Source organism: Brevibacterium sp. XM4083 (assembly GCF_006489205.2).
Lineage (GTDB): Bacteria > Actinomycetota > Actinomycetes > Actinomycetales > Brevibacteriaceae > Brevibacterium.
Genome location: NZ_VFYR02000003.1, coordinates 609,169 through 621,467 on the forward strand (window position 1 = coordinate 609,169; position 12,299 = coordinate 621,467).

The 12,299-nt window shown below is 66.7% G+C and carries 12 protein-coding genes; 10 read left to right on the forward strand and 2 right to left on the reverse strand.

What is annotated here, in order from left to right; genetic code table 11:
* Positions 1-41: 41 nt before the first annotated feature.
* Positions 42-530 carry an NUDIX domain-containing protein gene (locus FJ887_RS12030; protein ID WP_171007038.1) on the reverse strand — a complete coding sequence of 163 codons (489 nt, stop codon included), beginning with the start codon at positions 528-530 and terminating at the stop codon, positions 42-44.
* Positions 531-635: 105 nt separating this feature from the next.
* On the opposite strand from FJ887_RS12030, the gene FJ887_RS12035 reads away from it, so the two are divergent.
* The 9 genes from FJ887_RS12035 to FJ887_RS12075 all read left to right on the forward strand — a co-directional run bounded on the left by FJ887_RS12035 (position 636) and on the right by FJ887_RS12075 (position 10,864).
* Positions 636-2,117 carry a CCA tRNA nucleotidyltransferase gene (locus FJ887_RS12035; RefSeq protein WP_140955432.1) on the forward strand — a complete coding sequence of 494 codons (1,482 nt, stop codon included), beginning with the start codon at positions 636-638 and terminating at the stop codon, positions 2,115-2,117.
* A gap of 119 nt (positions 2,118-2,236) precedes the next feature.
* Entirely contained in the window at positions 2,237-3,943 is a 1,707-nt protein-coding gene (locus FJ887_RS12040; RefSeq protein WP_140955433.1) for an AMP-binding protein, read from the forward strand.
* A gap of 306 nt (positions 3,944-4,249) precedes the next feature.
* Positions 4,250-6,697 (forward strand): transglycosylase domain-containing protein, encoded by a 2,448-nt coding sequence (locus FJ887_RS12045; RefSeq protein WP_250786231.1) that lies wholly within the window; start codon positions 4,250-4,252, stop codon positions 6,695-6,697.
* Positions 6,698-6,734: 37 nt separating this feature from the next.
* Entirely contained in the window at positions 6,735-8,105 is a 1,371-nt protein-coding gene (locus tag FJ887_RS12050; RefSeq protein WP_181365647.1) for a glycosyltransferase family protein, read from the forward strand.
* A gap of 146 nt (positions 8,106-8,251) precedes the next feature.
* Positions 8,252-8,542 (forward strand): 30S ribosomal protein S6, encoded by a 291-nt coding sequence (gene rpsF, locus FJ887_RS12055; RefSeq protein ID WP_137825555.1) that lies wholly within the window; start codon positions 8,252-8,254, stop codon positions 8,540-8,542.
* A 32-nt stretch (positions 8,543-8,574) separates the two neighbouring features.
* Positions 8,575-9,195, forward strand: a complete 621-nt coding sequence (locus FJ887_RS12060; RefSeq protein WP_137825554.1) for a single-stranded DNA-binding protein — start codon at positions 8,575-8,577, stop codon at positions 9,193-9,195.
* A gap of 35 nt (positions 9,196-9,230) precedes the next feature.
* Positions 9,231-9,470, forward strand: coding sequence for a 30S ribosomal protein S18 (gene rpsR, locus FJ887_RS12065; RefSeq protein ID WP_009376853.1), 240 nt, complete (start codon positions 9,231-9,233; stop codon positions 9,468-9,470).
* A 16-nt stretch (positions 9,471-9,486) separates the two neighbouring features.
* Positions 9,487-9,945 carry a 50S ribosomal protein L9 gene (rplI, locus tag FJ887_RS12070; protein WP_137825553.1) on the forward strand — a complete coding sequence of 153 codons (459 nt, stop codon included), beginning with the start codon at positions 9,487-9,489 and terminating at the stop codon, positions 9,943-9,945.
* Between the two features lie 235 nt (positions 9,946-10,180).
* A complete protein-coding gene (locus tag FJ887_RS12075; RefSeq protein WP_137825552.1) occupies positions 10,181-10,864 on the forward strand; it encodes a hydrolase in 684 nt (227 codons plus the stop codon).
* Positions 10,865-11,065: 201 nt separating this feature from the next.
* Here FJ887_RS12075 and FJ887_RS12080 read toward each other — a convergent pair whose 3' ends face one another.
* Entirely contained in the window at positions 11,066-11,401 is a 336-nt protein-coding gene (locus tag FJ887_RS12080; RefSeq protein WP_137825551.1) for a winged helix-turn-helix transcriptional regulator, read from the reverse strand.
* A 215-nt stretch (positions 11,402-11,616) separates the two neighbouring features.
* On the opposite strand from FJ887_RS12080, the gene FJ887_RS12085 reads away from it, so the two are divergent.
* Positions 11,617-12,252 carry a DUF1345 domain-containing protein gene (locus FJ887_RS12085; protein ID WP_137825550.1) on the forward strand — a complete coding sequence of 212 codons (636 nt, stop codon included), beginning with the start codon at positions 11,617-11,619 and terminating at the stop codon, positions 12,250-12,252.
* Positions 12,253-12,299 lie beyond the last annotated feature (47 nt).

The window sequence follows — 12,299 nt, forward strand, 5'->3', positions numbered from 1 at the left end:
GGTCCTCTGTCCTCATCCGGCGGTCCACCCGGACACCGCTCTCACAGCTCCCACTGGCGCACCATGGGACGAGCAGCGGCGACGATGCGGCGTTCGTTGGCGAACGACAGCGTCGATCGCAGGTCGTCGAACGGCACCCAGGCGGCGTCGACGGCCTCCTGATCGGGATCGTTGTCGACGGTGAGCGTGCCCGACCGGGCGCGCAGGAGGAAATGGTGGACGAGCTTGTGGATCCGGATGCCGGTGACGGTGAACCAGTAGTCGACGGTGCCGAGCGGGCAGATGACCTGGCCGGAGATCCCGGTCTCCTCCTCGACCTCACGGCGGGCCGCCTCGGCGGCGGTCTCCGCTCCCTCGAGGTGACCCTTGGGCAGGCACCACTCGAGTCGGCCCGCCCGATTGAGCCGGGCGATGACGGCCACACTGAGATCATCGCTGGCGAAGTCGACGACGATGCCCCCGGCGGAAGTCTCCTCGACCGTCGTGCGGCGGGATGCCCGGGGTCCAGGTTTGGGCATCGGTGTGGTCATTCTCCTACCTTAATGGTCGATTCTTGGAAGTTTCGTCCGACGCGCTCCCGGTAGGCTGGAGGTTGCCTCCGGCAGGGAACCTGACGATCGAGAAGAAGGAGTTCGGTGGATCCGCAGAGCGCGCACGTCCGGCTGTACGACAGGCTCGACGACCTCGATGACATCCTCGAGCCCCTCGGCCGCCGCTTCGCTGACGCCGGATTCGAACTCGCCCTCGTCGGGGGGTCCGTCCGTGACGCACTTCTCGGTCGGCCGATGCCCGATCTCGACTTCACCACCGACGCCCGGCCCGACGACATCCTCGCCCTCATCTCCGACTGGGCCGACGCGCACTGGGACATCGGTCGCGAGTTCGGCACGATCGGGGCGATGAAGTCCGGCGTCCAGATCGAGATCACCACCTACCGCGCCGAGGCGTACGAGCCCGAATCGCGCAAACCGATCGTCCGGTTCGGCGACAGCCTCGACGACGACCTCGTCCGCCGCGACTTCACGATCGGGGCGATGGCCGTCCGTTTGCCCCAGAAGACCTTCGTCGACCCCCACCAGGGCTTCGACGACCTCCTCGCCGGGCGCATCCGCACCCCCGGGGCGGCCGAGGACTCGTTCTCCGACGACCCGCTGCGGATGATGCGGGCGGCCCGGTTCACCTCCCAGCTCGGCCTCGACCCGGACCCCGCGGTCGAAGCGGCGATGGAGGCGATGGCGGGGCGGATCGCGATCATCTCCGCCGAGCGCATCCAGGTCGAACTCGTCAAGCTCATCACCGGCATGGACCCGGCCGCCGGCATCGATCTCCTCGTGCGCACCGGGCTCGCCGACCATGTGCTCCCCGAAGTCTCCGGCCTGCGGCTCGAAACCGACGAACACCACCGGCACAAGGACGTCTACCAGCACAGCCTCACCGTGCTCCGGCAGGCCGTCGACCTCGAAGCCGAGTACGCGGCCCGGCAGCGACGCGCGGACATGAGCGCCGACGACCCGCAGCACCTGCCCGAACCCGACTTCGTCGTCCGGTTCGCCGCGCTCATGCACGATGTCGGCAAACCCGCGACGCGGAACTTCGTCAACGGCGGGGCCGTGACCTTTTACCATCATGATGTCGTCGGCGCGAAGCTCACCGCGAAGCGGATGAAGGCCCTGCGCTTCGACAAGGACACGACGAAGGCGGTGGCCCGCCTCGTCGAACTCCATCTGCGCTTCTACGGCTACGGCGATGCCGGCTGGACCGATGCCGCCGTCCGCCGCTACGTCACCGATGCCGGTTCCCTGCTCACGCGCCTCCACATCCTCACCCGCGCCGATGTCACGACCAGGAACCGGAAGAAGGCCGACCGGCTCGCCTTCGCCTACGACGATCTCGAGCACCGGATCTCCGCGCTCGCCGAACAGGAGGAGCTCGCGGCGATCCGCCCCGACCTCGACGGGCGGCAGATCATGGACATCCTCGGCCTCGAGCCCTCCCCGCTCGTCGGGAAGGCGTACAAGCACCTCCTCGAGCTGCGTCTCGAACATGGGCCGTTGGGGGCCGAGCGCGCCGAGGCGGAGCTGCGGGCCTGGTGGGCGGAGAACGCTCCCGCGGAATGAGACCGCAGGTCACCCCGCCCCTGCCGGTGTCGCAGCGGGAGGGCACCTGGTAACTTCGGTCTCGAGACCATGTGTCCGTCGTCACAGGCGACGGTGAGCGAGCACGCGAGGAGACCGTGATGACTGTGACCGACGAGTTCCGCAGCGCCAGGGACCGGCTGATCGACCAGCGCACCGACTACGAGGCCGCGCGCGCCGATTTCGCGTGGCCGCAGTTCACGCACTTCAACTTCGGCATCGACTGGTTCGACCAGATCGCCGTCGACAACGACAGCCCCGCGCTGTGGATCGTCGAGCAGGACGGCACGGAGGGCAAGTGGAGCTTCGCCGAGCTCGCCGCCGGCTCGAACCAGGTGGCGAACTTCCTCCGGCGGTCAGGCGTCAAGCGCGGCGACCATGTCATGGTCATGCTCGGCAATCAGGTCGAACTCTGGGAGACGATGCTCGCCGGCATCAAGCTCGGCGCCGTGCTCCTGCCGACGACCACGCAGCTCGGCCCGATCGACCTGAACGACCGGGTCGAGCGCGGGCAGGCGGAGTTCGTCGTCGCCGGGCCCGAGGATGCGGCGAAGTTCGACGACGTCGACGCCGAGGTCATCCGCATCGTCGTCGGCGGCGAGCCGACCAGGCAGCAGGACTACGACTACGTCGACGCCGATGAGGAGAGCACCGAATTCGACCCGCACGGCCGCTCCCGGGCCGACGACCTGCTCCTCCTCTACTTCACCTCGGGGACGACGTCGAAGGCGAAGATGGTCGCCCACACCCACGTCTCCTACCCTGTCGGCCACCTCTCGACGATGTACTGGATGGGTCTGACCCCCGGCGACGTCCATCTCAACGTCGCCTCACCCGGGTGGGCCAAGCATGCGTGGTCGAACATCTTCACCCCGTGGATCGCCGAATCGTGCGTGTTCCTCTACAACTACTCCCGCTTCGATGCCAACGCCCTCATGGACACCATGGACCGGGTGGGCGTAACGAGCTTCTGCGCGCCGCCGACCGTGTGGCGGATGCTCATCCAGGCCGACCTCACCCATCTCAAGACCCCGCCGACGAAGGCGCTCGGGGCCGGCGAACCCCTCAACCCGGAGGTCATCGACCGGGTGAAGAGCGATTGGGGCGTGCTCATCCGCGACGGGTACGGACAGACCGAGACGACCCTGCAGATCGGCAATTCGCCGGATCAGCCGCTCAAGTCCGGGTCGATGGGCAAGGTCCTGCCCGGATACGACGTCGTCCTCATCGATCCCGCGACCGGCGAGGAGGGCAGCGAGGGCGAGATCTGCCTGCTCCTCGATCCTCCGCCCCTGGGGCTGACGGCCGGGTACTGGAAAAATCCGGAGAAGACCGCCGAGGCGTTTGCCGACGGCGTCTACCACACCGGTGACGTCGCAGAGCGGGATGAGGACGGCTACATCACGTACGTCGGGCGCGCCGACGACGTGTTCAAGGCCAGCGACTACCGGCTCTCCCCGTTCGAACTCGAGAGCGTGCTCATCGAGCACGACGCCGTCGCCGAGGCGGCTGTCGTCCCCTCCCCGGATCCGGTGCGGCTCGCCGTGCCGAAGGCCTACGTGGTGCTCACCGGCGGATACGAGGCGAACGCGGAGACCGCGCGGGACATCCTCGCGTACTGCCGCGCCAACCTCGCGCCGTACAAGCGGATCCGCCGTCTCGAATTCGCCGAGCTGCCCAAGACGATCTCCGGCAAGATCCGTCGCGTGGAGCTGCGGGCACGGGAGGATCAGCTCCACCCCTTCAGCGGCGAACCGGCCGTCGAGGGGACCGAATACGCCGACACGGACTTCGACCTCAAGGGGTGAGCGAATCGCCGGATTCGGCAGCACCCGGGGCGACCTCATAGAATGGGCACGACGGTGCCGCGACGTCTGAATGTGAGGAATCACGCAGTCTGAGTGTTTGCTTTACGCAAACGCAGGTATAACCCCAGGTGAACAGGGGTGCGGTACGATTTCTGCTCTACCGCGGAGTAGTTGAATGCGCGCGTAATCCCGCATTTTTCACGGTGTTCCAATGAACGCGTGCGAAACTGAAGCTCATTTGTGACCCTTTTTCCACCCCCGTCGCGACTCCGCTGCGGCGCACGGAGAAGACCTGGAGGACTGTGGATGGCCAAGGCTGAGAATCCCACGAACACCAAAGGCAGGACGGCGAAGAATCTGCTCAACTACCCGCGTGCGGGCGTGAGCGGTTGGACGCGCTTCCTGCCGAGTCTTCGCATCCTCGTCGTCGGCGGCCTCAGCGCCGTCATCCTCGGATGCATCGCATTCGCCATCGGCTATGCGACGACCGACATCCCGGAGCCGAACCTCGAGGCGACCGGTCAGACGTCGACGATCTACTACGCCGACGGCAAGACGCCGATCGGCCACTACAAGATCGAGGACCGCAAGTCGGTGCCCATCGACGAGATCTCCGAACCGATGCAGAAGGCGGCGATCGCCGCGGAGGACACCTCGTTCTACGAGAACCGCGGCATCTCGGTCAAGGGTCTCTCCCGCGCCGTCGTCGGCGTCGTCACCAACCAGTACGCGGGCGGCGGGTCGACGATCACCCAGCAGTACGTGAAGAACTTCTACCTGACGAACGAGCACTCCCTCGACCGCAAGGTCAAGGAGATGTTCATCGCGCTCAAGATCGACCAGCAGCAGAGCAAGGACGAGATCCTCGCGAACTACCTCAACACGATCTACCTCGGCCGCCGCTCGTACGGCGTCGAGGTCGCCAGCCAGAACTACTTCGGCAAGTCGGCGAAGGACCTCGACGTCAGCGAGTCCGCGCTGCTCGCCGCGATGATCCAGCGCCCCGGCGCCGCGGACCCCGCGGAGGATCCGGGCGCCTACGAGGACCGCTTCAACTACGTCATCAAGTCGATGGTCGACGAGGGCTTCATCACGCAGGAGCAGGCCGACCAGGTCGAGATGCCCGAGGTCCAGCCTCCGAGCAAGGAGGACTCCCTGAGCGGCCAGAAGGGCTACATGTGGGAGTACGTCCGCAAGGAGGCGATGGCCAAGCTCAACATCGATGAGTCGCAGCTCGATCGCGGCGGCTACAACATCGTCACGACCTTCGACGAAGACCGGATGAAGGAAGCCGAGAAGGCCATCGAGTCCCTGCCGAGCAACCAGCCGAAGGGACTCCAGGCCGGACTCGTCTCGATCGACCCGAAGACCGGTGGCATCGAGGCGTTCTACGGCGGCAAGAACTACCTCGACCAGGCGTTCAACACCTCGACCCAGGGACACGCGCAGGCGGGTTCGACATTCAAGCCCTTCGCTCTCGTGGCCGGCTTCGAGAACGGCGTGCGCCTGTCCGACCGCTACCCCGGCAGCCCGACGACGCTGAACAACGACGGCACGCCGTGGGAGGTCAGCAACTTCGGCAACTCGAGTTACGGTCCGGTGACGCTGCTCAAGGCCACACAGTCCTCGATCAACACCGCGTACGCCGCGCTCAACGTCCAGGTCGGTCCCGACAAGACCGTCGACGTCGCGCAGCGGGCGGGCCTGAGCCCCAACTGCACGAAGGAGCAGATGGCCTCGGGTGACACGAGCAGCTGCACGATCGACCTCACGCCGAACGCCGCGAACGTCCTCGGCACCCCGAGCGTCAAGGTCATCGACATGGCGACGGCGTACGCGACGTTCGCCTCGAACGGCGTCCGCCACGAGACCCACTCGATCGAGTCGATCTCGAAGGACGGCGAAGAGGTCTACAAGGCCGACACCGAGGGCAAGCGAGTCTTCGACAAGGCCGTCGCAGCGGAGACCACCTACGCGCTCAGCCAGGTCGTCAACGGCGGTTCGGGCAGCTACGCACAGAACCTCGGTCGTCCCGCCGCCGGCAAGACCGGTACGTCGACGTCGAACAAGTCCGCCTGGTTCTCCGGCTACACCCCGCAGCTGGCGACCTCGGTCGTCCTCTACCGTGAGGTCGACGGCAAGTCGGTTCCGATCGGACCCTACGGCGGCCGCGGTGAGGTCACGGGTGGGTCGTTCCCGATCCAGGTGTGGACCGACTACATGAAGGCCGCCCTCGAGGGCACCGAGGTCGAGAAGTTCCCGAAGCGCGGAACTCTGCCCGAGGTGAAGAAGCCCGTCAACACGAACGCTCCTCCGGCCCCGCGTCCGCAGCCGAAGGACGACGGTGAGGACACGAAGAAGAAGGCGCCGGTCGACGAACCGACGAAGAAGCCTGCCGACGACGAGAACAAGGACTCGGAGAAGGACAAGGACAAGGAGAAGGACGCCGATTCGTCGTCCGACTCGAAGGACTCTGCCGACGGGTCGAAGGACAGCGAAGGCTCGAAGGACACCGGAGACACCGGAAACGACACCGGGTCGTCGACCGGCGGCGGTAACCGGGGCAACGAAGACGGCGGTGGCACGAGCACTGGTGGCTCGGGCTCCGGCGGCGGAGGTTCCAGCGACGGCGGAGGCGGCTCCGGCAGCGGCGGAGGCGGCGGCTCGGGTGGCGACACCGGCGGCGGCAACGGCTCCAGCGGTGGGGGCGGAAACGGCGGCTCCACTCGCGCCCCGGTCGCACCGGGCGGATGATTCCGCTCGGGGAAGCCGTGACCGGTAACCTCTGAATATGCCTTTGAACCACGCCACCCGGATCGCCGAGCCTCTGCTCGGCGGTCCGGACGGCATTCACCGCGGTGTCGCCTCGACGGTGTATCGGCGCACTCAGGCCTATGTCCTCGCCGGCGTCCTCGGAGTGACGACGTTCCTCGCGCTCGCCCTCCAGGCCCCGTGCCTGAGCTCGGGCTACCAGCAGCCGAGTGCCGCGGCCAGGATGTGCGCCGGGCCCCTCTCCGCGTCGTTCCTCGGTCAGCTCAACCCGCAGGCGGTGGGCCGGGCGGAAGGCGGACTCGCCGACCTCTCGGTCATCGACGCCCGCCTCGTCGGTCTCTTCCGGCTCGTCACCGACGACGTCTCCGTGTTCATGACGTTTGTCCTCCTCATCAACGTGTTCGCCGTCGCGGCGATCGGCGTCGCCCTCCTCGTGCTCGCGCGGCAGCGGGCCTGGCTCGTCGCCGTCTTCGCCTCACCGGCGATCCTCTTCACCCTCGGCTCGACGCTCGATCCGCTCGCCCTGGCGCTCAGCCTCTGGGCGGTCGTCCTCGTCGCTGCCCCCGCACCGGTGACACCGCAGCCGTGGCTGGCGGGGATCCTGCTCGGCATCGCCACGTTCATCAACCCGCTCGCCCTCCTCGTCCTCGCCGCGCTCACCCTCTCCGGGCTCCACCCTGCCGGGCGGCTCGCCCCGCGCAGCCCGCTGATGATGATCGCGACCGCGACGATCACCTCGGCGCTCCTCCTCATCGCCGACGGCACCGCGCTCAGTCGGATCGTCCACTGGACGACCGACGCGATCGACGGCGGCTCGTTCGCCTCGATCCTCCTCATGGCCCGCATCGGGAACGCGGAGACGTGGGCGATGGTGTGGATCGTCGTCAGCGGACTGGCAGTGCTCGCCGTCGGCGCGGCGATGGTCGTCGTCTCCCGGCGCGGCATCGATCCCGCTGTCGCCGCCTGCCTGCTCATCGGTGCGGTGCTCGTGTTCGCTCCCGGGCTCATGCCGTGGGATTCGCTGTGGATCCTGCCGTTCCTCGCCCTCGCTGTCTCGCGCTGGTGGGTGCTCATCGCCTGGGCGCTCGTCGAGGCGGTCTTCGCCGTCGCGATCCAGCTCGGCGACATCGCCGCGAGCGAGCCGGACAAAGCTCTCGAACCCTCGTTCATCGCGCTCTTCGCGCTGCTCCGGCTCTTCGTCCTCATCATGGTCGTCGTCTTCGCCGGGGAGAACCTCCACCGGCGGCGCATCCGCGGGCAGCTGCGCGACGGTGGGCCGCCTCGGCGCAGCGACGCCGACGATCCCCGACCGGAGCCCGCGGTCGCCGGGAACGGTGAGCCGCCTCGGCGCGGGGACGGACCGGACGAGGGGCAGCCAGGGCACGGATGACCGACATGACAGCCTGCGGGGCCGTCGCGTAGAATAGTGAGGTCTGTTCTCATTTCGCACACCGGTGCGAAGGCGGAACGGCAACGCATTTACCCTCCTGCCATGGACCGACCATGGCCGCTGAGACCAGAGGAGGTGGGTGACACATGCGTCATTACGAGCTCATGCTCATTCTCGACAACGACCTCGAAGAGCGGACGTTGGCTGACACCGTGAACAACCTGATCAAGGTTGTCCCGGCCGAGAAGGGAACCGTCGACAACGTGGACATCTGGGGACGTCGGCGCTTCGCCTACGAGATCCAGAAGAAGTCCGAAGGCTACTACGTCGTGGTGGATTTCCACGCGGAGCCGGCCACGACCAAGGAACTCGATCGCCAGCTCGGACTCAACGAGTCCGTTCTGCGCACCAAGATCCTCCGCCCGGACGCCAAGTAAGCGTCACGCGACCTCGCTGACAGGAGCATTCAATGGCAGGCGAAACAGTCATCACGGTCGTCGGGAACCTGACAAGCGATCCCGAACTGCGCTTCACACCCAATGGTGCTGCAGTCGCGAACTTCACCGTGGCCTCGACGCCGCGCATCTTCGATCGTCAGTCCAACGAGTTCAAGGACGGGGAGACCCTGTTCCTGCGCTGCTCGGTCTGGCGTGAAATGGGCGAGAACGTCGCCGAATCGCTGCAGCGGGGCACACGGGTCATCGTGCAGGGCCGACTGAAGTCGCGCTCGTTCGAGACCAAGGAAGGCGAGAAGCGCACGGTCATGGAGCTGGACGTCGACGAAGTCGGCCCCAGCCTGCGCCGTGCCACCGCGCAGGTCTCGAAGAACGAACGCGGCGGAGGCGGATTCTCCGGAGGTGGCGGCTACGGCGGCAACCAGCAGGGTGGCGGCCAGCAGGGCGGCTACCAGCAGCAGTCGTCGGGCTGGGGCAACAACCCGCAGCAGGGCAACCAGCAGCAGGGTGGTCAGCGCCAGGGCGGCTACAACCAGGGGAACAACGGTCCGGGCAACGACCCGTGGGCATCATCGAGTCCGCAGAACGACAACGGCGGCTGGGGCAACCCCGGCGCCGACGAACCGCCGTTCTGATCCACGCACAGACATTTCTCACACAGGAGATACTCATGGCAAAGCCAGAGATCCGGAAGCCTATCAAGAAGAAGGCGAATCCGCTCAAGAAGGGCGAAGCGGCGAACATCAACTACAAGGACACCGCAACGCTCCGCAAGTTCATTTCTGACCGTGGCAAGATCCGTGCACGTCGCGTCACCGGCGTGACCGTGCAGGAACAGCGCGTCATCGCGAAGGCCGTGAAGAACGCCCGCGAGATGGCACTCCTGCCCTACTCGAGCTCTGCTCGCTGATCGGAGGAGAACAGACATGCCTAACCGCAAAGTGATTCTCACCCAGGAAGTCGACGGCCTCGGTGCCGCCGGCGACATCGTCGACGTGCGCGCCGGTTACGCGCGCAACCTGCTCGTTCCCCGCGGCTGGGCCACCCCGTGGACCCAGGGTGCGGAGAAGCAGATCGTCGCCCTCCGCAAGGCCCGCCAGGCCAAGCAGATCGCCGATCACGACGAAGCTGTCCGCGTCAAGGAGCAGCTCGAGACGACGAGCGCCCGCATCGAGCTCAAGGCCGGGAAGAACGGTCGCCTCTTCGGCGCCGTCACCCCCGCCCTGGTCGCCGAGGCGCTCCAGACCGCAACCGGACACGACTTCGATCGTCGTCAGGTCGCGCTCACCGGTCATGTCAAGACCCCCGGCAGCTACACCGCTGTCGTGCGCGTCAACGACGACATCACCGCGAACGCCAAGTTCGACGTCATCGGCAAGGCCTGAGCCGCTTCGGCTGAGTCCGCTGCCGGCGGTCCGCGCTCGCTGTATGCGGGTTCGGACCGCTGGTGTCGGGCCGCTTCCGATCCGGGTCAGCTGAGCGCTGACACGACGAACGCCGGGTGCTCCCCTCTGGGGGCACCCGGCGTTCGCGCATTCTCGGGGCGGGAATATTCTCGGACGATCATGGTTTCAATCTATAACGGGGTGACAAAAAGTAACCCCAGGAGAAAGGAACACCATGACCGACATCGGTCCCGCGAACTTCAACGGCGCTCGCCCAGTCATCGATCCCGAGAATGCCGTCCTGCTCATGATCGACCATCAGAGCGGACTCTTCCAGACGGTCAAGGACATGCCCATGACGACCCTGCGCCGTCATGCGGCCGCGCTGGCGAAGATCGCCTCGCTCGCTGACATCCCGGTCATCACGACCGCCTCGGTGCCTCAGGGACCCAACGGTCCGCTGATCCCGGAGATCCACGAGAACGCACCCCATGCGCAGTACGTCGGACGCAAGGGCGAGATCAACGCGTGGGAGAACCCGGACTTCGTTGCGGCCGTCAAGGCGACGGGCAGGAAGCAGCTCATCATCGCCGGCACCATCACCAGCGTGTGCATGGCCTTCCCCGCGATCAGCGCCGTCGCCGACGGATTCCAGGTCTTCGCGGTCGTCGACACCTCGGGCACCTACTCGAAGATGGCCGAGGAGATCACCCTGGCGCGCATCGTCCAGGCCGGCGTCGTGCCGATCGATGTGGCGGCAGTGGCGTCCGAGCTCCAGCACACGTGGAATCGCGAGGACGGCGGCGAATGGGCACAGGTCTACACGCAGATCTTCCCCGAGTACCAGCTGCTCATCGAAAGCTACGCCAAGGCCCAGGAGGTCGAGCGCACGCAGGAGACTGCTGACAACATGAAGTGAGAATCGACTCGCTGAGGTGATGTCGGACTTGCTGACGCGAGCTCGGCGTGGGCGGGACCCGGTGAGAGGGCATGCCCGCGGTGCCAGTGCGAGGTACAGGGAGGCAGCGGCCGGTCGGATGACCGGCCGCTGCGTCGTTCTCTGGGGGTCTGGGCCGTCGTGAGGTCTGAACCGTCCTCTGGCGCTGAGGGCGCTCAGCCCTCAGGGCTCGTCGGGCTCGGCGTCCATCTCCTGCGCCCAGGTGCGGAGGGCATCGAAGGCCGGGCGCAGACGGAGTCCGCGCGGCGTGAGCGCATAGGTCACGGTGATCGGGGGGCCGGTGTCGACCTGGCGTTCGACGAGCCCAAGACCTTCGAGCTCACGCAGCCGTTCGCCGAGGACCTTGTTCGACAGGCCCTCGACACCGCGCTCCAACTCGCTGAACCGGGCAGGCCCTTGGAGGAGCAGGTCGATGATGAGCCCGCTCCAGCGCTTTCCCAGCACCCTCCACGCGCGGTCGGTCGAGGTGCAGAGGTCGGTACCCAGCACGTCAGCCATGGCATCAGAATACCAAGGCGGCCGTTCGTCGATTCCGGGCCGGTGCGCGGCTGAATTCGAGGTCGTCACTGTCGACGGCCCAAACAAATGCCTGTCTGTGAGTCGGGTGAGATTCGGCTGTGGTGTGGCAGAGTGTTCTCGTAAGCCGCATTGCCGCCACCGGCGCTGCCGGCTCGCCGCCCATCCTCAACCCACTCGAACGGAGAAGCCACCCGATGAAGAAGTTCCTCATCAGCGCGACGGGCCGTCTCATCGCGTCCATCATCATCGGCATCATCGTCGGCTCGATCGTCGGCGCCTTCACCTCCACGGGCGACGGCTTCCTCGTCGGCATCTCGACGGCCACGACGTTCTTCGTGCTCGTGGGCACCGCCGCCCTGTGGCCGATGTCGTCGGAGGAGACGAAGTCGAACGCGAGCCGCGAGGACTTCAACCCCGTCCTCGACGAGGTGGTCATCACGATCGCCCAGCTCTGCGGCCTCGGCGGCATCGTCCTTCTCCAGGTCGTCGGCGGATCGCAGGCCGGCAACTGGGAAGCCGCGATCGCCCTCCTCGGCGTCTTCATGTCGTGGGCCGGCCTGCAGATCCTCTACAGCGCCCGCTACGCGTACATGTACTTCGGGGACGGCACCCCCGGCGGCATCGACTTCAACTCCGACCGCGTCCCCAACTACAAGGACTTCCTCTACTTCGGCTACGCCGTCGGCATGACCTTCGGCGTCACCGACACCTCGGTCTCCGATACGCAGATCCGCGCCGTCGTCCTGCGCCACAGCCTCCTGTCCTACGTCTTCAACGCCGTCATCCTCGCTACGGCGATCAACCTCGTCGTCGGCGTCTTCTCGAACTGAGAGCGTGGTCGCACGGCCCTGGGGCTGGACGTGGCTGGTGTGGGAGG